Below are 23,297 nucleotides of genomic sequence, written 5' to 3'. Positions count from 1 at the left end.
CGGCCATGAGTACACTTGAACCTCCAGCCCGCGTCAAAACACCGGGCGGTTTCGCGCGCTGGCTGGCGCGCGTGCAGATGGCGCATGGCCGCAAGCTGGTCATCGCCATGCCGTATATCTGGCTGATCCTGCTGTTTCTGCTGCCGTTCCTGATCGTCTTTAAGATCAGCCTGGCGGAGATGGCGCGGGCGATCCCGCCGTACACCGATCTGTGGGAGTGGGCCGACGGGCAGCTGACGCTGACGCTGAATCTGGGCAACTTCCTTCAGCTCACCGAGGATCCGCTCTATTTCGAAGCCTATTTACAGTCGTTGCAGGTAGCCGCCGTCTCGACGATATGCTGTCTGCTGATGGGCTACCCGCTGGCGTGGGCGGTGGCGCACAGCAAGCCGTCAACGCGAAACATTTTGCTGCTGCTGGTGATTTTACCGTCGTGGACGTCGTTCCTGATCCGCGTATACGCCTGGATGGGGATCCTGAAAAATAACGGCATCCTGAATAACTTTCTGCTGTGGCTTGGCGTCATCGATCAGCCGTTGACCATCCTGCACACCAACCTCGCGGTGTATATCGGGATTGTTTACGCCTACCTGCCGTTTATGGTGCTGCCGATTTACACCGCCCTGACGCGCATTGACTACTCGCTGGTGGAAGCCTCGCTGGATCTCGGCGCGCGGCCGCTGAAGACCTTCTTCAGCGTGATCGTGCCGCTGACCAAAGGCGGGATCATTGCCGGGTCGATGCTGGTGTTTATCCCGGCGGTCGGGGAGTTTGTGATCCCGGAACTGCTTGGCGGACCGGACAGCATCATGATTGGCCGCGTGCTGTGGCAGGAGTTCTTCAATAACCGCGACTGGCCGGTGGCCTCGGCGGTGGCGATCGTCATGTTGCTGCTGCTGATCGTGCCGATCATGTGGTTCCACAAGCATCAGCAGAAACAGATGGGAGATCGCGGATGAACAACTTGCCGGTAGTACGCTCTCCGTGGCGCATTCTGATCCTGGTGATTGGCTTCACCTTCCTGTACGCGCCGATGCTGATGCTGGTGATCTACTCGTTCAACAGCTCAAAGCTGGTGACCGTCTGGGCGGGCTGGTCAACGCGCTGGTATAGCGCGCTGTTCCACGACGAGGCGATGATGAGCGCGGTCGGATTAAGCCTGACCATTGCAGCGCTGGCGGCGACGATGGCCTGCGTGCTGGGCACGATTGCCGCGCTGGTGATGGTGCGCTTTGGCCGCTTCCGCGGGGCCAACGGCTTTGCGTTTATGATCACCGCGCCGCTGGTGATGCCGGACGTGATCACCGGCCTGTCGCTGCTGCTGCTGTTTGTGGCGCTGGCGCACGCTATCGGCTGGCCGGCGGATCGCGGGATGCTTACCATCTGGCTGGCGCACGTGACCTTCTGTACGGCGTACGTGGCGGTGGTGATCTCCTCGCGTCTGCGCGAGCTGGACCGCTCCATTGAAGAGGCGGCGATGGATCTCGGCGCCACGCCGCTGAAGGTTTTCTTCATCATCACGCTGCCGATGATTATGCCGGCGGTCATCTCCGGCTGGCTGCTGGCGTTCACGCTCTCGCTCGACGATCTGGTTATCGCCAGCTTTGTCTCGGGGCCGGGCGCGACGACGCTGCCGATGCTGGTCTTCTCCAGCGTGCGCATGGGGGTGAATCCGGAGATTAACGCCCTGGCGTCTATCATCCTTGGCGTGGTCGGAATTGTCGGATTTATCGCCTGGTATTTGATGGCGCGCGCGGAAAAGCAGCGCGTTCGCGATATCCAGCGTGCAAGACGCGGCTGAAGGAATTATTATTTCCAGTGATGTGCCGCGTATGACGCGGCACTGTTTTTCAGGGAAGTAAAAACATTGGGATTCTTGCAAAAAACACGTCATTCGCACGCCCGTCCGAACGTCCCTGCGCTGGTTCAGGTGGCGGCGCTCGCCATTATTATGATCCGCTGCCTGGATGTGCTGATGATTATGAACACGCTGGGCCCGCGGGGCATGGGGGAGTTCATTCATCGCAGCGCGCAGACGTGGAATCTGACGCTGGTGTTTCTCAGTAGCCTGATGCTGGTGTTTATTGAGATCTACTGCGCGTTCTCGCTGGTAAAGGGGCGCAACTGGGCGCGCTGGGTCTATTTTCTTACGCAGATCACCGCCGCCAGCTATCTGTGGGCCGCCTCGCTGGGCTACGGCTATCCGGAGCTGTTCAGCATTCCCGGCGGTTCCCGCCGCGAGATTTTCCATTCCTTAGTGATGCAGAAATTGCCGGACATGCTGGTGCTCTGCCTGCTCTATGTTCCCGCCTCCAGTCGGCGGTTCTTCCGCCTGCAATAATGTGTATAATCGCAGCCCTCGTTTTCCTTGAGGTTTTCATATGCAGTGCGCACTCTATGACGCCGGTCGCTGCCGCTCCTGTCAGTGGATAGAACAGCCGGTCTCTCAACAACTCACCGCCAAAATGGCCGATTTACAGCAGCTGCTTGCCGGTCACGCGGTGGGCGAGTGGTGCGCACCCGTCAGCGGGCCGGAGCAGGGCTTTCGTAATAAAGCCAAAATGGTGGTCAGCGGCAGCGTCGAAAAGCCGCTGCTGGGCATGCTGCACCGTGATGGCACGCCGGAAGATCTTACCGCCTGCCCGCTGTATCCCGCTTCGTTTGAACCGGTGTTTGCCGCACTGAAGCCGTTTATCGCCCGCGCGGGGTTAACGCCCTATAACGTTGCCCGCAGGCGCGGCGAGCTGAAATACCTCCTGCTGACCGAAAGCCAGATCGACGGCGGCATGATGCTGCGCTTCGTGCTGCGCTCAGAGAGCAAGCTGGAGCAGCTGCGTGCAGCGCTGCCGGCATTGCAGACCCAGCTTCCGCGGTTGCGGGTGATCACGGCCAACATTCAGCCGGTGCACATGGCGATTATGGAAGGGGAGAAAGAGATTTTCTTCACCGAACAGCATGCGCTGGCGGAGAACTTTAACGGCGTGCCGCTGTGGATCCGTCCGCAAAGTTTCTTCCAGACTAACCCCACCGTCGCCAGCGCGCTGTACGCCACCGCGCGCGACTGGGTGCGCGCGTTACAGGTTCATCACATGTGGGATCTGTTCTGCGGCGTCGGCGGCTTTGGCCTGCACTGCGCCACGCCGGACATGCAGCTCACCGGCATTGAAATCTCCGCCGAAGCGATTGCCTGCGCAAAGCAGTCCGCCGCTGAACTGGGGTTAACCAATCTGCACTTCCAGGCGCTGGACTCCACGCAGTTCGCGACCGGGCAGGGCAACGTGCCGGAGCTGGTGCTGGTGAACCCGCCGCGCCGGGGCATCGGCCAGGCACTGTGCGACTACCTGAGCCAGATGGCGCCTAAGTACATCGTTTATTCCAGCTGTAACGCACAGACTATGGCGAAAGATATCGCTAATCTGCCGGGTTACCGCATTGAGCGCGTTCAGCTCTTTGATATGTTCCCGCACACCGCGCATTACGAAGTGCTGACGTTGCTCGTGAAATCTTAAACAAAATGTGAACTCTTCATCCCTGCGAAATCAGGTAAGCTTACGTCATAAAAATTGTATAAAGGCTTAGCGATGAAGCAGATCCTGCTGGTGGAAGATGACCACGATATTGCGGCGCTCCTGCGCCTCAACTTAGAAGACGAAGGCTACACCATTACCCACGAGCCGGACGGGGGGAAGGCGTTACCGCTTCTGGAAAAACAGCCGTGGGACGCGGTGATCCTCGATCTGATGCTGCCGAACGTCGACGGCCTGGAAATTTGCCGCCGTATCCGCCAGATGACCCGCTACCTGCCCATTATCATCATTAGCGCCCGCAGCAGTGAAACCGATCGTATTACCGGCCTGGAAACCGGGGCGGATGATTATCTGGCAAAACCGTTCTCGGTGCAGGAGCTGATTGCCCGCATTAAGGCGCTGTTCCGCCGTCAGCAGGCGATGGGGCAGGCGCAGACGGACGGCATTATCCAGGCGCACGGCCTGACTATCGATCCGCTGGCGCGCAGCGTGCGTCTCAACGGCCAACACGTCGATCTCACCCCGCGCGAATTTGAGCTGCTCTATTTCTTTGCCCGCCATCCCGGCGAGGTCTTCTCGCGGCTGGCGCTGCTGGAACAGGTGTGGGGCTATCAGCACGAAGGCTACGAGCACACCGTCAATACCCACATCAACCGCCTGCGCATCAAAATTGAGAAAGATGCCGCCGAGCCGGAAATCATTCGCACCGTCTGGGGCAAAGGCTATAAGTTTGCGGAGCGTAACCATGATGCGTCGCTTTAGCCTGAGCCAGCGCCTGACGCTGCTGTTTACGGCGTTATTGCTGCTCTGCGCTACCGTTGCCTGTGCGGTGCAGCTCTACAGCAGCATGCAGTACGGCAACGCCATGGTGCAGCGGCTCTCCGGCGGCCTGGCGCAGCAGATCGTCCAGCGGGAACCGATTCTGGACGCGCAGGGCAGGGTGGATCGCAGTGCCTTAAAGCCCCTGTTCGACCGGCTGATGACCTTTAATCCGAGCGTCGAGCTGTATGTTGTCTCCCCGGATGGCGAAATCCTGGCCGATGCCGCCCCGCCGGGCCACATCCAGCGGCAAAAAATTGACCTCGCGCCGATTCAAAATTTCCTGAGCGGGACGGTGATGCCGGTGCTGGGCGACGACCCCCGCAGCCAGAATAAAAAGATCTTCAGCGCCACGCCGCTGCGTCAGGACGGCGAGCTGAAAGGCTATCTGTACATTATTTTGCAGGGGGAGGAGTTCAACGCGCTGGCGGAGACGGCCTGGCACAAAGCGCTCTGGAGTACGGCGCTGTGGTCCATGCTGCTGGTGGCGCTGTTTGGCCTGCTGGCGGGGGTGCTCATCTGGTACTGGGTGACGCGTCCGGTCAAACAACTCACGATGGACGTGGCCGGGCTGGAGCAGGACAGCATCAGCGCGATCAAGCAGCTGGCGGGCCAGCCGCTGGCGCCTGCCGGCCAGGATGAAGTGGCGATCCTGCGCAATACCTTTATTGAGCTGGCGCGCAAAATCACCTCTCAGTGGGATCGGCTGGCCGACAGCGACCGTCAGCGCCGCGAATTTATCGCCAATATTTCACACGATTTGCGTACGCCGCTGACCTCGCTGCTGGGGTATCTGGAAACGCTGTCGCTGAAATCCGCGACGCTGACGCCGCAGGAGCACCAGCAGTACCTCGCCACCGCGCTGCGTCAGGGGCAAAAGGTGCGCCATCTGTCGCAGCAGCTGTTTGAGCTGGCGCGTCTTGAGCACGGCGGCATCAAGCCCCAGCGCGAGCGTTTTGCCATGGCCGAGCTGATTTCCGACGTGGCGCAGAAGTTTGAGCTGGCCGCCCGCACGCGGGAGTTAAATCTGCATATTGATGTGCCGGGTCCGCTGCCGCTGGTGAACGCCGACGTCTCCATGATTGAACGGGTGGTGACGAATCTGCTGGATAACGCGATACGCCATACGCCACCGGGCGGAGACATTCGTCTGGCGGTGTGGCAGGAGAACGACCGGTTGCAGGTTGAAGTGGAAGATAACGGCGCGGGCGTCGATGCGGCCTTGCGGGACGATCTGTTCCAGCGGCCTTCAGCGTTAAATCCTCAGGCGTCGCGGGACAACCGGGGCGGATTAGGGCTATTGATCGTGAAAAGAATGCTGGAGCTGCACGGCGGGGGGATCCGGTTGATGGAGTCCGTAAGCGGGGCGCGGTTCAGGTTCTTTGTGCCGCTGTGAGAAATTGCCGGGTGGCGCTGCGCTTACCCGGCCTACAGACCACCCCCGTAGGCCAGACCACCCGGCAAAAAGCGATTACTGCGGGAACCACTGCTCGCTGATTTTCTGGTACGTACCGTCAGCCTTGATCGCTTTCAGCGCGCCGTTCAGTTTCTCCAGCAGGGCTTTGTTATCCGGGCGTACCGCGATGCCGAGGCCTGTACCGAAGTATTGCGGATCGGTCACTTTCTCGGTCGCCGTCCCCAGCTGCGGGTTGGTTTTCAGCCATTCGTTCACCACGGCGGTATCGCCGAATACGCCGTCAATACGGCCATTTTTCAGGTCGATAATCGCGTTCTGATAGCTGTCATAGGCTACGGTTTTGACTTCAGGATGCTTGTCCTGGAGGTATTTCTGATGCGTGGTGCCGTTTTCCATGCCGATGCGCTTGCCTTTCAGCTGGTCAAAGGAGGTGTACGCGCCTTTCTTCGCAATCACCACCGCAGAGTTGGCGTAGTACGGGTCGGTGAACGCGACCTGCTTGCTGCGCTCTGGGGTGATATCCATACCGGAGATCACCGCATCGTATTTTTTGAACTTGAGGGACGGGATCAGGCTGTCAAACGCGTGGTTAGTAAAGGTGCAGTCGGCCTGCATCTGCTTGCACAGCGCTTTCGCCAGGTCGATGTCGAAGCCGACGATCTGGTTGCTGGCATCCAGCGATTCAAACGGCGGATAGGTGGCAGAAACGCCGAAATTGATTTTATCTGCGGCTGACGCGCCAGCGGCGAAGGTTGCCAGTAATGCGGCCAGAACTAACTTTTTCATTGTGTTGCTCCCGTCTGTAGGTCTTATGAACGTACAATGCCATTTAATGAATTTATATGCAATATAAATGATTAAATATTAGATGGTGGGTAAAAAAAAACGGATAACCAAAAGGTTATCCGTCACGTGTATTCACGTTTATGCATTTCCTGCCGGGCGGGCCCGGCCTACGATCTCCGCTCGAATGCCAGCGCCTTACGCTCGATCAGGCGCATCATCAGCGTCAGCAGGCCGTTGACCACCAGATACACCAGCCCGGCCGCACCGAACACCATCACGTCGTAGGTGCGTCCATACAGCAGCTGCCCGTGGCCCATCACTTCCATCAGGGTGATGGTGTAGGCCAGAGAGGTGCTCTTGAACACCAGAACGACTTCGTTGGAATAGGAAGAGAGCGCGCGCTTAAAGGCGTACGGCAGCAGGATCGCCAGCGTGTCCTTCTTGCTCATGCCCAGCGCGCCGCAGGACTGCCACTGGCCTTCCGGGATCGCGCGGATCGCACCGTAAAACAGCTGCGTGGTGTAGGCGGCGCTGTTCAGCGAGAGGGCAATCAGGGCGCATAGCCACGGCTCAGAGAGCAGGTGCCAGAGCACCGGGTATTCCTGCAACGACGGGAACTGCCCCGGGCCGTAGTAAATCAGGAAAATCTGCACCAGCAGCGGCGTACCGGTAAACAGCGTAATGTAACCGCGTACAATCCACACCAGCACCGGCGTTTTCAGCGTCAGGACGATGGTGAAGATCAGCGCCAGAATCAGCGCCACGATGATGGACGCGACGGTCAGCGTCAGGCTGGTGTGCAGCCCTTTCATCAGTTCGGGTAAATAGTCCAGCATCAGCCTGGTCTCCGTTCAAAACGCGTTGCACGCAGATCAATACGCTTAAGAACGTACTGGCTCAGCAACGTGATCGCCAGGTAGATCGCTGCCGCCACAATGTACCAGGTAAAAGGCTCCTGCGTACGGGTGGCGATGCTTTTGGTTTGCAGCATCAAATCGTTCACGCTGATCAGGCTCACCAGCGCGGTATCTTTCAACAGGACCAGCCACTGATTACCCAGCCCCGGCAGGGCATGACGCCACATCTGCGGCATGACCAGGCGGAAGAAGATCGCCGCTTTCGACAGGCCCAGCGCCTGGCCGGATTCCCACTGACCCTGCGGCACCGCCTTCAGCGCGCCGCGCAGCGTTTGTGACGCATAGGCCGAATAGAGCAGGGAGAGCGCAATCACGCCGCACAGGAACGGGCTGACGTCAAAGTTCTCGATCTGCATCTGCACCGGGATCTGCGCAACGCCGAGGTTAAGGGTAAAGCCGTCCGACAGCGTGAGCAGCAGCTGTGAGGAACCGAAATAGATAAACAGGACCACCAGAATTTCCGGCAGCCCGCGCAGCACGGTTACCAGCGCTGAACCGAGCCATGCGACAGGGCGCCACTTAACGGACTCCCACACCGCAAAGAACATCGCCAGTACTAGGCCGATAATCAGTGCACAAACGGCAAGGCCGACGGTCATCCCGGCGGCGCTTGCTAAAGGAAAAATTTCATTCATCAGGAATTACTTCTGGAACCATTTTTTGTAGATGGTTTCGTAGGTGCCGTCTTTCTTCACTTTTTCCAGCGCAGCGTTGAATTTCTGCTGCAACTCGGTGTTGCCCTGACGTACGGCAATACCCAGACCTGTACCGAAGTAGTCTTTATCGGTCACCTTGTCACCCACGGCGGCCAGCTTGTCGTTCGCTTTCAGCCATTCAGTCACAACAGCCGTGTCCCCGAAGACCGCATCGATACGACCGTTTTGCAGGTCCAGCTTCGCGTTCTGGTAGCTGTCATACGGCACGGTGGTGATTTCCGGATGCTTATCCATGATGAATTTCTGGTGCGTGGTGCCGTTTTGAACGCCCACCTTTTTGCCTTTCAGCAGATCGACAGAAGCGTATTTGCCTTTCTGACCGATGAACAGGGCAGAGTTGTCATAGTAAGGCGCAGTGAACAGAACCTGCTTTTCACGCTCCGGGGTGATGTCCATGCCGGCCATCACCGCGTCGATGCGGCGGAACTTCAGGCTCGGGATCAGGCTGTCGAACGACTGGTTGCTGAAGGTGCAGGTCGCGTCGATCTCTTTACACAGGGCGTTGGCCAGGTCCACGTCGAAGCCAACAATTTTATTGTTCGCATCGATGGATTCAAACGGAGGATAAGACGCTTCGGTGGCGAAACGGATGGTCTGGGCTGCGGTAGCGGAAAGGCTGACGCTAGCGAGCAGCGCGGCAATCAATACTTTTTTCATTATAATTTCCCTAACACGTCAGTGAGATAAGTAATTTTTGAAGGCATCGGTTTGCGGGTTGGTGAAGCAGCTCGCGTCACCTTGCTCAACGATATACCCGTTTTCCATGTAGACCACGCGGCTGGCGGTTTTGCGCGCCACTTCCACCTCGTGGGTCACGATGACCTGGGTAATGTTGGTTTCCGCCAGCTCGCGAATAATACTCACGATCTGAGCAGTAATTTCCGGATCCAGCGCCGCGGTCGGCTCGTCAAACAGCAGCACCGCCGGCTCCATCATCAGCGCACGGGCAATTGCCACGCGCTGCTGCTGACCACCGGAGAGGTGAAGCGGATAGCGGTCGCTGTAGGGCTTTAGGCGCAGACGTTCCAGCAGCTTGTCGGCACGCGCCATCGCCTGATCCTTGCTTAAGCCGAGCACGCGGCACGGGGCTTCAATCAGGTTTTGTACCACGGTCAGGTGCGGCCAGAGATTGTATTGCTGAAAAACCATGCCCACGTTTTGACGCAGTTCACGAATCGCTTTATCAGAAGGGGGTTTCGCAAAATCAAAATGGTTACCGGCAATGGCCAGCGTGCCCGAGCGGGGCATTTCAAGCAGATTCAGAACGCGAAGAAGGGAGCTTTTTCCCGCGCCGCTTGGGCCGAGCAAAACCAGCGTTTCGCCCTCCGGGCAGCTCAGCGTAATGTCGAACAGCGCCTGGTGTGCGCCGTAGAAGCAGTTAATGCCGTTTAGTTTAATACTCATCGGGGCAGTCTTTACTCATCCAGGCAATCTATAGCAATTGAGGCCGCAGATAGTACCGTTGACAGAATAGTTATGCAATATTTCTGCGTTAAAAGTTAAATATAACCCGTGTTTCTTCTTAAACATAGCACAAAATAGCGAAGGGGGAGGGGGGCGAGAATAAATGTCGGCATTCCGCCTGAAATGCCGGACATTTTACGGGGTTAACGTTTATTTCACCGCTGCGTTAGCGGTTTTCAACGGACTGGCGCAGGGTGCCAGCCGGGGCATGAACGCTGCCGCCAATGTAGCGAACATCATCGATGGCCCAGCACTGCCCTTCACGGATCATCAGCACTTCATCCTGCCAGGTCTGGGTGCCCTGCGTCAGCTTCACGCGCAGCGGAATATTGCGCGCGTCGGTGTTCGGGATGGTTGACGCGCTGGCAACCTCGGCGCTGTCGGGCAGCGTCGCGCGGCTGGAGAACGGATCGGCAGACAGCAGCGCGTTATGCTGCGGATCGCGCGAGGCGTCGTTAAGCAGTTTCGCCAGGTTATCGCTCAGGTACGGGCGCAGGGCGGTGAGGTCATTACCGCGATGCTGAATGCGATAATCATAGAACTGTTGCGCCACGGCGTCCGGGCCGCCCTCGATGCAGGGGCCGCTGCGGGAACCGATATCCTTAAAGGCTGGCGTGACCGGCGTAGTGCAGGCGCTGAGCACCAGCGCGCAGGGCACTAAAAGCGTTAAAGCAGAGTAGCGCATGTTGATTTCCTTATTTATTAACTATCCTTTCAATCATAGCGTAACGAACCGATAATGCAGTTGCTAACGCATTGAACGCTAAAGAAGGAGAGAAAGTATGCAGTTTTCAACGACCCCAACCCTGGAAGGGCAACCGATCACCGAGTACTGCGGCGTGGTCACCGGCGAGGCGATCCTTGGCGCTAACGTCTTCCGCGACTTTTTTGCCGGCATTCGCGACATCGTCGGCGGGCGCTCCGGCGCGTATGAAAAAGAGCTGCGTAAAGCGCGCGAGATTGCGTTTAAGGAGCTGGGCGAGCAGGCCAAGGCGCTGGGCGCGGATGCGGTGGTGGGCATTGATATCGACTACGAAACGGTTGGTAAAGATGCCAGCATGCTGATGGTGAGCGTAAGCGGCACGGCGGTGAAGATCCGTTGATGACGCGTTCACTCTCAGCCGTCCTGCTGGCGCTGCTGCTGGCAGGATGCGCCGCGGAAAAAGGCATCGTTGATAAGGGTGCTTATGAGCTGGATACGCGCCATCAGGCGCAGGCGGCCTACCCGCGTATAAAGGTGCTGGTTATTCACTACACCGCAGACGATTTTGACACCTCGCTTGCAACCCTGACCGATAAAAACGTCAGCTCCCATTATCTCATCCCCGCCAGGCCCCCCGCGCCGGACGGTAAACCACGCATCTGGCAACTGGTGCCGGAGAGCGAGCTTGCCTGGCATGCGGGCATCAGCTTCTGGCGCGGCACCAACCGCATCAACGATACCTCCGTGGGGATTGAGCTGGAGAACCGCGGCTGGCAGAAAGTTGGAGGGGTAAAAACCTTCGTGCCCTTTGAACCGGCACAAATCGCGGCGCTGATCCCTCTCGCTAAAGACATCATTGCCCGCTACGACATCAAACCGCAGAACGTCGTGGCCCATGCCGATATTGCCCCGCAGCGTAAGGACGATCCCGGCCCGCTGTTCCCGTGGCGCGAGCTGGCGCAGCAGGGGATAGGCGCGTGGCCCGATCCGGCGCGCGTGGCGTTCTATATGAACGGGCGATCGCGTTATGAGCCGGTGGATACCGCAACGCTGCTCGATCTGCTGGCCCGCTACGGCTACGAGGTGCCCGAAGACAGCACCCCCGCGCAGCAAAAACGCATCATCATGGCGTTCCAGATGCATTTCCGCCCGCAGCTGTGGAACGGCGTAGCCGACGTTGAATCCCTGGCTATTGCCGAAGCGCTGTTAGAAAAATACGGACAGGGGTAATTCTTCGGAATACCCCCGAATAGGTATATTCTCCTTACTTGTCATGAGATTAATCTTAAGTACATCGTCAATTAACTTTTAGTAAATTGACTTAAAATTATCCGGATTTAAGATAGACACATAGCTTGCTAACTAAATTGGCAAATAAATAAAAGCATTATTCTTTCTTTTTTTCTTGAGAATGTCATCAGGACTCATATTCAGGTTCCGGCAACAGGCCGGGGCCATTATTAATCATTAAAATCTTAAATCGGGTATAACAATGTTAAGAATATACGCAAATAAATTACGTCCGCAGGCCGAGATGGAAAAAATTATCGCTGCCACTTCCGGCGTTGAGGAAAAAACGTTAAAGAAATGGCAAAAACTTTCTACGGCTGATTCCGAATATATCCATATTATCGTCAGCGGGGAAGTAGAGTTTCGCCGTGAGTCTGACGAGCTGTGCATGTTCAGCGTAACGGGATACTGCATATTCGGCCTCTCCTCAATGTACTACCAGTCCGCCCATATGTACGGTCTCGTGCGGGCGAATACCGTGGTTCGCTCCATTAAGAAAGAGGATTTCGCCCGGCTGATGACCGAGAAAAACCTGTGGCCTGAACTGACGAAGGTGCTTTCCTGGTATATCTGCATGCTGAGCAAACGCGATGATGTTCTGGTTGCCCGCAGCGCGTATTCCGTTGTCCGCGAATTTTTATATGAAATAAACGATCTGATTGTCCAGCATCAACGCGATATCAACGTTTATGATTACATTCAGGAATACACTAACCTGGCGCGCAGCACCATTATTAAAATTCTCTCCGACCTTAAAAAAGGCCAGTATATTGTGGTGGAGAAAGGTCGACTGCTTAATCTCACCTCACTGCCTGAAAAATATTAATGCTGCTCCCGCCGGTCTCCTGAATCAACTGACGGAGGCCGGCTATTATCGCTCTGTATTACGCTTGCCTGCGTATTATCCTGCGTTTCGTCTACCGGCGGCGCGGGTATTTTTCCCTGCGAATAATCCTGCTCCTGTTCTTTCAATGCCTGCTTAAGTAATTCTTCAAGAGACGCATCGTTGCTGCCTGCGCTGGCGGGCGCGATGTCGCGTTCGTGCGCCTCGGTTCCCGGCAGGGTATCCCGCGACGTGTCCTGCGGCACCGCGCCGTCGGGCGCCTGCTGCCAGTCGGCATCATCGCTGTTTATGGGCAGATCCTGCATGGGCGGAACATCAACATGCACCGGCGCGGGTTTAGGCTGGGGATGCGGGAACGGTTTACTCACATACACGTAATGCATATCTGAAAGCTGCGTTTCCGGCTTCGCCACGCTGGCTTTGACCGGTTCGGGCGACGGGTGGCGGAGGTGCCAGTACACATGTGCATACAGGCCGGTAACCAGCATGGCGCAAAGCCCGAACGCCCATAACACCATTTTGCCGAATACGTTTTTCAGGCTGGGGAGGCGGTACGAGAACCAGACCGCCTCTCCGGTTGTATAGCTGCGCTGGGCCGCAAGATAGATGGTCGACATTAGGCTTTTTTCTCCTGCGTTTTTGCGTCCACGGTGGTGCGGGCGGCCTGAATCAGTACGCTCGGCGTGCTGTTGGTCACGCGCATTAATTGCATCAGCGTGTCTTCTCCCGGGATGCCGTCCACGTGCAGTTTCATTTGTTGCTGGAACTCGCGGGTGCGTTTCATCATCTCTGTGGTCCAGATCCGGGCGTGCGTTTCCGGCTTGCTAAGGGCGAGGCTTAACTGCTGATCGAGCCAGGCCATGTCTTTACCGTCGCTGGCGGCGCCGATCGCGTCCTGGCCTTCCGGCGTCAGGCGGTGCAGCTGAGTGAAGTTGCCGGTCGCATGCTGGTTAAACCAGCTGCGGCTCACCTGCCAGGTCCGGTTATTCATGAGCAGGTCAATTGACGTGTCGCCGACCCGGGCGACAACCGCATAGTTAAGATGACCGCCGGTTTTGAGCTCGCTGACCCAGGGATACCCCTCCCGCGCCAGCGCGTCCGGCGTCGCGTTCCCCTGCTTACACATCAGGTTCACCTTCGCGGCGTTATGGCACAGGGCCTCTTCTGCCGAGGCGTCATACCCCCACATCAGATAAAGCTGGTGCATCGCATCCGGCTGATTCACCATTTCGTTGTCGATAACCGGCACCACGGCTGCTTCTGGTTTTGGCGTCGGCTGTTTCCAGCTGACGGGGACCGGCAGCGGGATGGGAAGGTGCGCGTTGATCGACGAGGTCAGATACCAGCCGCAGGCCGCAAACAGTACCGACGCGAACAGACCCACGGTCGCCAGGCGCTTACCGTGTTTTTTGGCAGGGAGGATCTCTCCCGCCGCCAGGCGTAAATGACGCGGGCTGACCTGCGCCGCGCGTTCCGTCCAGGCGGCGAGCATTGACAGGTGTGCCAGAGCATTCAGTTTGCTGATGTTGCCTTTGGTCAGCGCGTGCATTTTCCGCACGCGGGCCGGCGTTAACGGCGAATTTTCACAGCCGTGTTCTTCGCACTGCGCCTGCACGTAGCTCAGGTATTCGCGGCAGGTCAGGGGGCGCAGAACGTGATGGGTGTGCATATATTCGCGCAGTTCAGGTTGCTTAATCAGGCTTTCCCGATCCGCTGCGCCCATTAGCACCACGGACAGGCGGACGTTCAGCTCCTGGGCACGCGTGAGCAGCGTTCCCAGGACTTCCAGACAGCCCTCTTTCATGGCTTCGCAGTGGGCGATGGTCAGCACTCTGGATTTCGCTTTTCCCTCCTGCCACTGGCGCAGTATGGCATCCACCGCCTGCATGCGGTTGCCGATCGCTTTCGTTCCCGGATTGAGCTTGTACAGCAGGCTACTGGCACTCAATTTTGGAAACGCGTTGATGGCAAGTACGTTGCCGCTGCTGGTTTTCAGCGCATCGCTGAAGTGAGCCAGAAGCGGCGCGTCGTCGCTAAAGAGCCCGATAATGCCCGCCTGTTGGGTTTTCTCTTTCAGCAGGTTAAACACATCCTGATGATAAGGCACCAGAAAATCCCCGGATAAACGGGCGATCGTCCTGAATGGCGGGTTTTTAAAATTAAAGTGGCTCTGATACATAACGACTTACCGTCTCTGATTAGGAATAGCAACAGCACCAGAAAGTAAGTTAATGCTCTGAGGTGGTCAATTTGCAAACAGGGTAAAAATATCCTGCTGGCAGCGCCTAACATCTGGATTTTATACGGTCAATATTTTTCTTTATGAAAGTTAGCGGCAAAGTCAGTGGTCGCATTTGCAACAGCTTATTACTATTTTCATCCATATTGGCGCAGTATGACGCTGCTTATTTTTGCTTTGCTATAGGCCGGATAAAAAATGAGGTTCTCATTTCTGTCACGGTGGATAACGCCTTGTATTATGTTTGTGTTGCTGATTTTTTGCGGCCAGCAAGGGTATCTCACCTTTAAAGATTATAAAAAAGTTACGAATAAGTTGGCTAATTCTGACGAGCAGCCGCTGAAAATCTTGCGTGAGGAAAAAACCTTTACGCTATTCACCGCGGCCGTGCGTCAGGATAACGTGCCCGCGGCGGTAAAAGCCCCGCTGGCGGCGGAAATCGAGGGCATCGTGAGCAGCGATGACGCCTGGCTCTCCTTCGCCGTCATCAAAACGCCGGGCGGCCAGAAAAGCTACCGCGAGGGTGAACCGCTCACCGGCTTTAACGACGCATTTATTCAGGAAATTAATAAAGACAATGTGGTTGTTAATTATGAAGGTGCTACGCAGGTACTGGCATTAAATAAGCCGGACTATTTTAAGGGCGGCACAGAAAGCGGCCCGGTGACCAAATCGACAAAAGATCCCGGTGCAGACAGTTTGCATCTGGATGATTATCTGGTGTTAAAGCCGTTAATAGAAAAGGGCCAGCTGGAAGGCTACAGGATCAACCCACGGAATGCCTCCTCGTTCTACAGCCAGTCTGGTCTGGAAAAAGGGGATGTGGCGGTGAAAGTTAATTCTGTCGATATGACTGATGAAGCAAAAGCGAAAAGCATTATTGCTAACTGGTCGAAAATGAAAGAGGCGGAGGTCGTGGTTCGGCGTCACGCTCACCTTGAAAATATTCGGGTCAATGTTCTAAACAATTAACAAGTGTACAGACATGAAGAAATTTCCATGGGCGTGCGTGGCGCTGACCGCATTGTCGTTATATTCCAGTTCGCTGCTTGCAGCTAACTTTAGCGCGAGTTTTAAAAATACCGATATTCGCGAGTTTATCGATACGGTAGGCCGCAATCTCAACAAAACCATTCTGGTCGATCCGTCCGTTCAGGGCACCGTCTCGGTCAGAACCTACAACGTGCTGACGGAAGATGAATATTACCAGTTCTTCCTGAGCGTGCTGGACCTGTACGGCCTGTCGGTGATCCCGATGGACAACGGCATGGTCAAAGTGGTGCGCTCCAGCGTGGCGCGTACCGCCGGTGCGCCGCTGGCGGACAGCAAAAACCCGGGCAAGGGTGACGAGATCATCACCCGCGTGGTGCGGATGGAAAACGTGCCGGTGCGCGAGCTGGCCCCGCTGCTGCGCCAGCTGAACGATGCCACCGGCATCGGTAACGTGGTGCATTTTGAGCCGTCCAACGTGATGCTGTTAACCGGTAAGGCCTCGGTGGTGAACCGCCTGGTGGATCTGGTGCAGCGCGTTGACAGAGAGGGCGTTCAGCGCCGTGAAATCGTGCCGCTGCGCTTTGCCTCTGCCAAAGATCTCTCCGACATGTTGAACAACCTCAACAATGAAGAGCAGAAGGGGCAGAACGCGCCGCAGCTCGCCACCAAGGTGGTGGCAGATGACGAAACCAACAGCCTGGTGATCAGCGGTTCGGAAGATGCGCGCACGCGCACCCGTTCCCTGATTCACCAGCTCGATCGCGAGCAGAACAACGAGGGGAATACCCGCGTCTTCTACCTCAAGTACGCCAGCGCCACCAAAGTGGTTCCGGTGCTGACCGGAATTGGCGAACAGCTGAAAGACAAGCCGGGGGCGGCCAAAGCGAAAACCGCGAGCGCCGCGACGGACCTGAATATTACCGCCGACGAGTCAACCAACTCGCTGGTGATCACCGCCCAGCCTAACGTGATGAACTCCCTGGAGAAGGTGATCGACAAGCTCGATATTCGCCGTCCGCAGGTGCTGGTAGAAGCGATCATTGCGGAAGTGCAGGACGGTAACGGCATGGATCTCGGCGTGCAGTGGACCGGCAAGCACGGCGGCGTGCAGTTCGGCGCCACCGGCCTGCCGATTAGCCAGATCAAGAACGGCACCATGAAGGGGGCGAGCTTCACCGGCCTGGCGACCGGCTTCTTTAACGGCGACTTCGGCGCCCTGGTGACCGCGCTCTCCACCGACGGCAAAAACGACATCCTCTCCACGCCGAGCGTGGTCACGCTGGATAACAAAGAAGCGTCGTTTAACGTGGGTCAGGACGTGCCGGTGCTTTCCGGCTCGCAGACCACCAGCGGCGACAACGTCTTCAACTCCGTTGAGCGCAAGACCGTGGGTACCAAGTTGAAAATTGTGCCGCAGATTAACGACGGCGACATGATCCACCTGAAGATTGAGCAGGAAGTCTCCAGCGTTGACAACAGCGCGACGGAAGACGCCAGCCTCGGCCCGACCTTCAACACCCGCACCATCAATAACGAGGTGATGGTCCACAGCGGCCAGACGGTGGTGCTCGGCGGCCTGATGGAAAACGTCACCAAGCAGTCGGTCTCTAAGGTGCCGCTGCTCGGCGATATCCCGCTGGTGGGCCAGCTGTTCCGCTACACCTCGCAGGATACGTCCAAGCGCAACCTGATGGTGTTTATTCATACCACCGTCCTGCGTGACGACGACAACTACAGCGCGGCGTCGAAGGAGAAATATGACCAGATCCGGGTGCGCCAGATGCAGCGGCTGGAAGAGAAAAAGCTCGGCATCATTGTGCCGAGCGACAATGCCGTCCTGCCCGCGTTCCCTGTCGACGCCAGCGCCGCGCCGGTGAAAACCAGCGCCACGCGCAATCCGTTTAAAGAATAGTGCGGAGGGGGCAACGTGGACGAACTGAGTAAAGCGCTGTGCAGCAGCAGCTACGCAAAGGATAACGGCGTTCTGTTTTACAACAACGAGGTCTTTATCCGTGAGGACACCCCGGCTTATGCACTGCTGGAGGTACGCCGTGTACTGGGACGTGCGTTCGTTCCGGTCACCCTGACGCCGGAAGCCTTCGATGAGCTGCTGGCCAAAATCTGGCAGCAGAGCAGCGGCGTTTCGCAGCAGCTGGTGGACGATATGGACGCGGATATCGACCTGATGGCGTTAACCGAGGAGATCCCGGATAACGAAGATCTGCTCGATAACGACGAAAACTCGCCGGTGATCCGCCTGATCAACGCCATTCTCAGCGAGGCGGTGAAGGACGGCGCGTCGGATATTCATATCGAAACCTTCGAGCGCACGCTGAGCATTCGCTTCCGCGTCGACGGCGTGCTGCGCCCGGTGCTACAGCCGGCGCGCAAGCTCGCCCCGCTGCTGGTGTCGCGCATCAAGGTAATGTCGAAGCTGGACATCGCCGAGAAGCGCCTGCCGCAGGATGGCCGTATCTCCCTGCGCATTGGCCGCAAGGCGATCGACGTGCGCGTGTCGACCATTCCGTCCCAGTACGGCGAGCGCGTGGTCATGCGCCTGCTCGATAAAAGCAACCTGAAGCCCGACATCAACAAGCTTGGGCTGATTGATGAAGAGCTGGAGAAGCTGAAGGGGCTTATCGATCGCCCGCACGGGATCATCCTCGTTACCGGCCCGACGGGTTCCGGTAAAAGTACCACCCTGTACGCCATTCTCTCGGCGCTGAACGGCCATGAACGCAACATCCTGACCGTGGAAGACCCGATTGAATACGAGCTGGAAGGGGTGGGGCAGACGCAGGTTAACCCGCGTGTCGATATGACCTTTGCCCGCGGGCTGCGCGCGATTTTGCGTCAGGACCCGGACGTGGTGATGATCGGGGAAATTCGCGACGGGGAGACCGCGCAGATTGCGGTGCAGGCGTCGCTTACCGGTCACCTGGTGATGTCGACGCTGCACACTAACAGCGCCGCGGGGGCGATAACCCGCCTGCGGGATATGGGGCTGGAGTCGTTTTTGATTGGTTCATCGCTGCTCGGCGTCATTGCCCAGCGTCTGGTGCGTCGGCTGTGCACGCACTGCCGGACCACCAGTCCGCTGGATGCCAATGAAAAAGCGCTGTTCAGCTTTATGGATGCGCCGCCAAAAGCGATCTACCGCGCGGTAGGCTGTGAACACTGCCGCCAGAGCGGCTATCAGGGCCGCGCCGGTATTCATGAATTTCTGGTGGTGGACAGCACCATGCGCCGCGCCATTCATGAAGATAAGGACGAAATGTCCATCGAAACGCAGCTGTTTAAGCAGGCCTACAGCCTGCGCGAAAACGGGCTGCTGAAGGTGATTAGCGGCGTGACGTCTCTGGAAGAGGTGATGCGCGTTACCGCCGAGCGTGGGGGGGATGCGTAATGGCCTTCTACGCCTGGACGGCGACGGATGCTGCCGGAAAAACCCAGCGCGGGACGCTACAGGCCGAGGGGCAAAAGCAGGTTCGCCAGACGTTGCGCGAACAAAAGCTGATGCCCGTCAGCATCACCGAAACCCGCGAGGCGGCATCAGCCGGAAAAGCAAAAACCGGGGTGAAGCTCTCCACGCCGGTGCTGTCGATGTTTACCCGCCAGCTCTCGACGCTGGTGAACGCCGCGCTGCCGCTGGAGAGCGCGCTGAAGGCCATCTCTAAGCAGACGGAAGACAAAAAGCTGGCGGCGATGGTCGTGGAAATCCGCGAGAAAGTGGTGGAAGGGCATACGCTGTTCGACGCCTTCAGCCAGTTTCCGCGCACCTTCGACAAGCTCTACTGCACGCTGGTGATGGCCGGTGAAAAGACCGGTCACCTGGGCGACGTGCTGGAGAAACTGGCGGAGTACAACGAGCAGCGCCAGAAGATGAAAAGCAAGCTGACGCAGGCGATGGTCTACCCGATTACCCTCACCGTGGTCGCCATCGCGGTCATCAGCATTCTGCTGGTGGCGGTGGTGCCGCAGGTGATTGAGCAGTTTACCCACATGAAGCAGCAACTGCCGATCACCACCCGCACGCTGATTGCGGTCAGTGATTTCCTGCAAGCCTGGGGCATCTGTATTGCCGGCAGCCTGGCGGGGGCGTTCATCGGCTTTAAAACCTGGGTGCGAAACGTGAAAAACCGTTTTCGCTGGCACAGCTGGCTGGTGAACGGCTCGCCGATTAAAAAGCTGGTGTGCGCCATCAACAGCGCCCGCTATATCCGTACCCTGAGCATTTTGCAGGCCAGCAGCGTGCCGCTGCTGGAGGGCATGTATATCGCGATGGACGGGATTGAAAACCTCTATGCCCGGCAGGTGCTGGAGCAGGCCGCCGACACCGTGCGCCAGGGGGCGTCGCTGTATGCGGCGCTGGAACAGGCGAAATTATTCCCGCCAACCATGCTGTATATGATTGCCTCAGGCGAAGAGAGCGGGGAATTGGGTAATTTAATGGATCGCGCGGCGGAAAATCAGGAATCGGCTTTACAACATCGAATTACATTAACGCTGTCGGTTTTTGAACCGGCGCTGGTGGTATCCATGGCAACGATTGTTTTATTCATCGTGCTGTCAATATTACAACCGCTTCTGCAACTTAATAATATGGTAGGTTAAATCATGGCTTTAAAACGTAAAAACCTGGCTCGCCAGGCGGGCTTCACCTTGCTCGAATTAATGGTGGTCATTGTTATTCTCGGCGTTCTGGCAAGTATGGTGGTGCCAAACTTAATGGGAAATAAAGAAAAAGCGGATGAGCAAAAGGCGACCAGCGATATTGTCGCGCTCGAAGGCTCGCTGGATATGTACAAGCTGGATAACCACCGCTACCCGACCACTGAACAGGGCTTGCAGGCGCTGGTAACCAAGCCTGAAATCGCGCCCATCCCGAACGGCTACCGCGCGGACGGCTATATCCGTCGCCTGCCGCAGGATCCGTGGGGCGGTGATTATATTCTGGTTAGCCCGGGTGAACACGGCGCGGTGGACGTTTTCTCCGCTGGTCCGGACGGCGAAGCGAATACCGCCGATGACATTACCAACTGGTCTCTGGATAAGAAAGGGAAATAATGAAAAATCAACGCGGCTTTACGTTGCTGGAAATTATTCTGGCGCTGGTGATATTTGCCAGTTGCGCCATGATGGTGGTGTCGACCATACCTTCACGCAGCGGTGCGGATATATTTGGCCAGCAATTAAAAGCCCTCGTTGATTATGGTTCAGACCGTGCGGTCATGGACGGAAATATTGTCGGGCTGGTGATGACCACGGATAAATATCAGCTGGTGACGATCGACGATAAAAATGGCGAGCGTCACTGGGTGCCATTATCCGCAGGACGTATTACCACCAAAGGCGATTTCCCGGAAGAGATGCACGTTTCGCTCTCGCCGCAGCGCCTGGCCGCAACGGTGACGTCCGAGCCGCAGGTGATCTTTTTACCGGACGGTGAAATCAGCCGCTTTACGCTCACGCTGCAAAGTTTCGACAAACAGCACCATTTCCGCGTGGTGTCGCAGGGTGCGGCACCGGTATCGGTAGAAAACGATGACTAAGGGCAACAAAAAGCAAAAGGGGATGACGCTGCTGGAGGTGATGGTTGCCCTGGTGATTTTCTCCACTGCCGCGCTGGCGCTGATGAACTCGGTCTCCCTGAACGTGCGGTTTACCCATGGTCTGGCCGACACCTTGCAGGCCAGTTGGGTAGCGGAAAACCAGCTGGCGGAAGCACAGCTTACCAAAACCGACTTCCCGGATGCCGAGCAGCAGGGGACGGAGATGATGGGTGGGCGCAGCTGGAACTGGCGCAAGCAGCGGGTGAAAACCGCCGACAACGTCTGGGCGAACGCCATTCGCGTCTATGCGGAAGGTGACGAGAGCCAGCCGGTCATCTCCCTGCACGTCATTCCGCCGGGAGAGAGCAAGTGAAAAAAACGCGACGCCAGCGCGGGTTTACCCTGCTGGAGATCATGATTGCGCTGACCATCTTCGCGGTGATCAGCACCCTGGCCTGGCAAATTCTGGACGGCGCGATGCGTACCAGCTCGGCGACGGATGCCAGCGCCGCCGGCCTCAACCAGCTTCAGCGCGCCTGGAGTCTGATGGAGCGTGATTTTTTCCAGCTCCAGGCACGGGCCCCGCGCAATGAGCCGGAGCGGTTTCGTCAGGAGGACGATGCCCTTGAGCTGACCACCCTGAACGGCGTAAGCGGAACGGTCCAGCTGGAGCGCGTGCGCTGGCGGCTGGAGGAGGGGCGACTGTATCGCGACGTCTGGCCGGTGATTGACGGTCCGGCAGACGTGAAGCCCGACGACGTGCCGATTGTCAGCGGCGTGAAAACGTTACAGTGGCAGTTTTATCGTCAGGGCTGGCTGAAGTCCTGGCCCGACGCCGCCCATCTGCCGGACGGCGTGGAGGCGACGCTGACGATGGATAACGGGGAGACCTGGCGCTGGGTGTTTACCACGCCGGGCGATATGCCGGAAGTGACCGCTGCCGCAGCGCCTGAGAAGGCCGCCGACGCGCCGGTGGCGACCCCGGATGCCGCCCCTTTGCCGGAGGCCAAACCATGAGCCGGATCCGTCAACAAAAGGGCGTTGCCCTGCTGGTGGTGCTGATTTTACTGGTGATGATGTCTGCCCTGGCCGCCAAAATCAGCCAGCAGTTCTGCCGAAATTTGCAGAAAACCCATTATCAGGTAAGCCAGCAGCAGCTGCGCTGGGCGATGCAGGCCCAGGAAAAAGTGGTGAAGGACCGGTTGCAGACTGACGCCAGCGGCGAAAGCAAGCCGCTGTCGCTGGACGGCGACTGGCATCAGCCGCTGGAGACCCGGGGTGAAGATTACACGGTCGTAAGCCAGGTGGAAGACGCGCAGGACTGCTTTAACGTCAATAACCTGTTGACCGTCGACGTCGCACCCCAGGGGCAAAGCGCGCCCACCGTGGTGGAAAAACCGCGTAAAGAGCAGAGTGTCGAGCAACTGCTGACGGAGAGCGGCCTCAGCCAGAGCACGGCGGAGGAGGTCTATTTCCAGCTGGTGGATTATCTCGATGGTGACAGCACAACGGCGAAAGAGGGCGCCGAAAGCGACGCGTGGGCTGGCGTCGTGCCCGCGCGGCAACCGGCAAACCAGATGATGCGCAGCATCGCGGAAATCAAGCTGCTGCCGGCGTTTCCTGCTTCGGCCTACCCGAAGGTGAGCAAGCTGCTGTGCGCGCTGCCGGACGCCGCCAGCAAGGTTGACGTGAACACCCTGCAACCGGAACAGGCCGCCGTGCTGGCGGCCATGTTCCCCGGAAAACTCACGCAGGATGACGCCGTACGCCTGCTGGATTCGCGGCCTGAATCGGGCTGGGAAAATATGGAGGCGTTCAGCAAAGCGCTGGAACAGACCTTCCCGCAGGTCAAAGACGATCTCCCCCAGGTGGCCGATCGCTTTTCTGTAAACAGCCGGTACTTCCGCGTGAACTACAGCGGCAATACCGACGAATTAACGCTTCGCGTGGTCAGCCAGCTTCAGATTAATAACGAAGCCGGCGAGATCGTGACGTGGCAGCGCCGTTACCGAATGATTGAATAAGAAAAG

At 57.6% G+C, this 23,297-nt stretch carries 26 protein-coding genes; 18 read left to right on the top strand and 8 right to left on the bottom strand.

Annotation, left to right across the window (positions count from 1 at the left end; genetic code table 11):
• Nucleotides 1-5 precede the first annotated feature (5 nt).
• The 6 genes from potH (at nucleotide 6) to N5C09_RS17945 (ending at nucleotide 5,742) form a co-directional block, all read left to right on the top strand.
• Nucleotides 6-959 carry a putrescine ABC transporter permease PotH gene (potH, locus tag N5C09_RS17970; protein WP_063866228.1) on the top strand — a complete coding sequence of 318 codons (954 nt, stop codon included), beginning with the start codon at nucleotides 6-8 and terminating at the stop codon, nucleotides 957-959.
• Nucleotides 956-1,801 carry a putrescine ABC transporter permease PotI gene (potI, locus tag N5C09_RS17965; protein WP_063449228.1) on the top strand — a complete coding sequence of 282 codons (846 nt, stop codon included), beginning with the start codon at nucleotides 956-958 and terminating at the stop codon, nucleotides 1,799-1,801. Before potH ends, potI begins: the two co-directional genes overlap by 4 nt.
• 42 nt (nucleotides 1,802-1,843) lie before the next feature.
• Nucleotides 1,844-2,341, top strand: a complete 498-nt coding sequence (locus N5C09_RS17960) for a YbjO family protein (RefSeq protein ID WP_087878582.1) — start codon at nucleotides 1,844-1,846, stop codon at nucleotides 2,339-2,341.
• 40 nt (nucleotides 2,342-2,381) lie between these two features.
• Nucleotides 2,382-3,509 carry a 23S rRNA (uracil(747)-C(5))-methyltransferase RlmC gene (rlmC, locus tag N5C09_RS17955; RefSeq protein WP_279749584.1) on the top strand — a complete coding sequence of 376 codons (1,128 nt, stop codon included), beginning with the start codon at nucleotides 2,382-2,384 and terminating at the stop codon, nucleotides 3,507-3,509.
• Nucleotides 3,510-3,581: 72 nt separating this feature from the next.
• Nucleotides 3,582-4,289, top strand: a complete 708-nt coding sequence (locus tag N5C09_RS17950) for a response regulator transcription factor (RefSeq protein ID WP_063866230.1) — start codon at nucleotides 3,582-3,584, stop codon at nucleotides 4,287-4,289.
• On the top strand, nucleotides 4,273-5,742 hold the full coding sequence (locus N5C09_RS17945; protein WP_279749583.1) for an ATP-binding protein: 1,470 nt from the start codon (nucleotides 4,273-4,275) through the stop codon (nucleotides 5,740-5,742). The genes N5C09_RS17950 and N5C09_RS17945 overlap by 17 nt, the downstream gene beginning before the upstream one ends.
• 75 nt (nucleotides 5,743-5,817) lie before the next feature.
• Here N5C09_RS17945 and artJ read toward each other — a convergent pair whose 3' ends face one another.
• From artJ to N5C09_RS17915, 6 genes are all read right to left on the bottom strand, one after another.
• Nucleotides 5,818-6,549, bottom strand: coding sequence for an arginine ABC transporter substrate-binding protein ArtJ (gene artJ, locus N5C09_RS17940; protein WP_021240923.1), 732 nt, complete (start codon nucleotides 6,547-6,549; stop codon nucleotides 5,818-5,820).
• 167 nt (nucleotides 6,550-6,716) lie between these two features.
• The gene (gene artM / locus N5C09_RS17935) at nucleotides 6,717-7,385 is read right to left on the bottom strand and encodes an arginine ABC transporter permease ArtM (protein ID WP_131637835.1); all 669 of its coding nucleotides are present in this window, start codon (nucleotides 7,383-7,385) and stop codon (nucleotides 6,717-6,719) included.
• Nucleotides 7,385-8,101, bottom strand: a complete 717-nt coding sequence (artQ, locus tag N5C09_RS17930; protein WP_063449222.1) for an arginine ABC transporter permease ArtQ — start codon at nucleotides 8,099-8,101, stop codon at nucleotides 7,385-7,387. Before artQ ends, artM begins: the two co-directional genes overlap by 1 nt.
• A 6-nt stretch (nucleotides 8,102-8,107) precedes the next feature.
• Entirely contained in the window at nucleotides 8,108-8,839 is a 732-nt protein-coding gene (gene artI, locus N5C09_RS17925; RefSeq protein ID WP_063449221.1) for an arginine ABC transporter substrate-binding protein ArtI, read from the bottom strand.
• Between the two features lie 18 nt (nucleotides 8,840-8,857).
• Nucleotides 8,858-9,586, bottom strand: a complete 729-nt coding sequence (gene artP, locus N5C09_RS17920) for an arginine ABC transporter ATP-binding protein ArtP (RefSeq protein ID WP_279749582.1) — start codon at nucleotides 9,584-9,586, stop codon at nucleotides 8,858-8,860.
• A 226-nt stretch (nucleotides 9,587-9,812) separates the two neighbouring features.
• On the bottom strand, nucleotides 9,813-10,331 hold the full coding sequence (locus N5C09_RS17915) for a lipoprotein (RefSeq protein WP_063449219.1): 519 nt from the start codon (nucleotides 10,329-10,331) through the stop codon (nucleotides 9,813-9,815).
• A gap of 97 nt (nucleotides 10,332-10,428) precedes the next feature.
• On the opposite strand from N5C09_RS17915, the gene N5C09_RS17910 reads away from it, so the two are divergent.
• The 3 genes from N5C09_RS17910 (at nucleotide 10,429) to N5C09_RS17900 (ending at nucleotide 12,465) form a co-directional block, all read left to right on the top strand.
• Nucleotides 10,429-10,749 carry a heavy metal-binding domain-containing protein gene (locus N5C09_RS17910; protein ID WP_063449218.1) on the top strand — a complete coding sequence of 107 codons (321 nt, stop codon included), beginning with the start codon at nucleotides 10,429-10,431 and terminating at the stop codon, nucleotides 10,747-10,749.
• The gene (locus N5C09_RS17905; protein WP_193032576.1) at nucleotides 10,749-11,579 is read left to right on the top strand and encodes an N-acetylmuramoyl-L-alanine amidase; all 831 of its coding nucleotides are present in this window, start codon (nucleotides 10,749-10,751) and stop codon (nucleotides 11,577-11,579) included. The genes N5C09_RS17910 and N5C09_RS17905 overlap by 1 nt, the downstream gene beginning before the upstream one ends.
• A 262-nt stretch (nucleotides 11,580-11,841) precedes the next feature.
• Nucleotides 11,842-12,465: a helix-turn-helix domain-containing protein gene (locus N5C09_RS17900; RefSeq protein WP_279749581.1), complete on the top strand. Its 624-nt coding sequence runs from the start codon at nucleotides 11,842-11,844 to the stop codon at nucleotides 12,463-12,465.
• On the opposite strand, the gene N5C09_RS17895 is transcribed toward N5C09_RS17900, so the two are convergent.
• On the bottom strand, nucleotides 12,462-13,100 hold the full coding sequence (locus tag N5C09_RS17895; protein ID WP_279749580.1) for a hypothetical protein: 639 nt from the start codon (nucleotides 13,098-13,100) through the stop codon (nucleotides 12,462-12,464). The genes N5C09_RS17900 and N5C09_RS17895 overlap by 4 nt on opposite strands.
• A complete protein-coding gene (locus N5C09_RS17890) occupies nucleotides 13,100-14,662 on the bottom strand; it encodes a peptidoglycan-binding domain-containing protein (protein WP_279749579.1) in 1,563 nt (520 codons plus the stop codon). The genes N5C09_RS17895 and N5C09_RS17890 overlap by 1 nt, the downstream gene beginning before the upstream one ends.
• 300 nt (nucleotides 14,663-14,962) lie before the next feature.
• On the opposite strand from N5C09_RS17890, the gene gspC reads away from it, so the two are divergent.
• The 9 genes from gspC to gspK are packed head-to-tail and all read left to right on the top strand — an operon-like array spanning nucleotide 14,963 to nucleotide 23,291.
• The gene (gene gspC / locus N5C09_RS17885) at nucleotides 14,963-15,694 is read left to right on the top strand and encodes a type II secretion system protein GspC (RefSeq protein ID WP_063866239.1); all 732 of its coding nucleotides are present in this window, start codon (nucleotides 14,963-14,965) and stop codon (nucleotides 15,692-15,694) included.
• 13 nt (nucleotides 15,695-15,707) lie between these two features.
• Entirely contained in the window at nucleotides 15,708-17,627 is a 1,920-nt protein-coding gene (gene gspD, locus N5C09_RS17880; RefSeq protein WP_279749578.1) for a type II secretion system secretin GspD, read from the top strand.
• Between the two features lie 15 nt (nucleotides 17,628-17,642).
• Nucleotides 17,643-19,121, top strand: coding sequence for a type II secretion system ATPase GspE (gene gspE / locus N5C09_RS17875; protein WP_063449212.1), 1,479 nt, complete (start codon nucleotides 17,643-17,645; stop codon nucleotides 19,119-19,121).
• A complete protein-coding gene (gspF, locus tag N5C09_RS17870; protein ID WP_279749577.1) occupies nucleotides 19,121-20,329 on the top strand; it encodes a type II secretion system inner membrane protein GspF in 1,209 nt (402 codons plus the stop codon). The genes gspE and gspF overlap by 1 nt, the downstream gene beginning before the upstream one ends.
• A 3-nt stretch (nucleotides 20,330-20,332) precedes the next feature.
• Nucleotides 20,333-20,782 carry a type II secretion system major pseudopilin GspG gene (gspG, locus tag N5C09_RS17865; RefSeq protein WP_279749576.1) on the top strand — a complete coding sequence of 150 codons (450 nt, stop codon included), beginning with the start codon at nucleotides 20,333-20,335 and terminating at the stop codon, nucleotides 20,780-20,782.
• Nucleotides 20,782-21,267 (top strand): type II secretion system minor pseudopilin GspH, encoded by a 486-nt coding sequence (gene gspH / locus N5C09_RS17860; protein ID WP_279749575.1) that lies wholly within the window; start codon nucleotides 20,782-20,784, stop codon nucleotides 21,265-21,267. The genes gspG and gspH overlap by 1 nt, the downstream gene beginning before the upstream one ends.
• The gene (gspI, locus tag N5C09_RS17855) at nucleotides 21,260-21,640 is read left to right on the top strand and encodes a type II secretion system minor pseudopilin GspI (RefSeq protein ID WP_063866244.1); all 381 of its coding nucleotides are present in this window, start codon (nucleotides 21,260-21,262) and stop codon (nucleotides 21,638-21,640) included. The genes gspH and gspI overlap by 8 nt, the downstream gene beginning before the upstream one ends.
• On the top strand, nucleotides 21,637-22,284 hold the full coding sequence (gene gspJ, locus N5C09_RS17850; RefSeq protein ID WP_279749574.1) for a type II secretion system minor pseudopilin GspJ: 648 nt from the start codon (nucleotides 21,637-21,639) through the stop codon (nucleotides 22,282-22,284). Before gspI ends, gspJ begins: the two co-directional genes overlap by 4 nt.
• Complete coding sequence (gene gspK, locus N5C09_RS17845) at nucleotides 22,281-23,291, top strand: type II secretion system minor pseudopilin GspK (RefSeq protein ID WP_279749573.1); 1,011 nt, start codon at nucleotides 22,281-22,283, stop codon at nucleotides 23,289-23,291. Before gspJ ends, gspK begins: the two co-directional genes overlap by 4 nt.
• Nucleotides 23,292-23,297: the final 6 nt, after the last annotated feature.

Origin of the sequence: Enterobacter sp. GD03975 (assembly GCF_029838645.1) — a bacterium.
Taxonomy (GTDB): domain Bacteria; phylum Pseudomonadota; class Gammaproteobacteria; order Enterobacterales; family Enterobacteriaceae; genus Enterobacter; species Enterobacter quasihormaechei.
The sequence above is the reverse complement of the archived record's forward strand: the minus strand, read 5'-3'. Positions and strand labels throughout refer to the sequence as shown.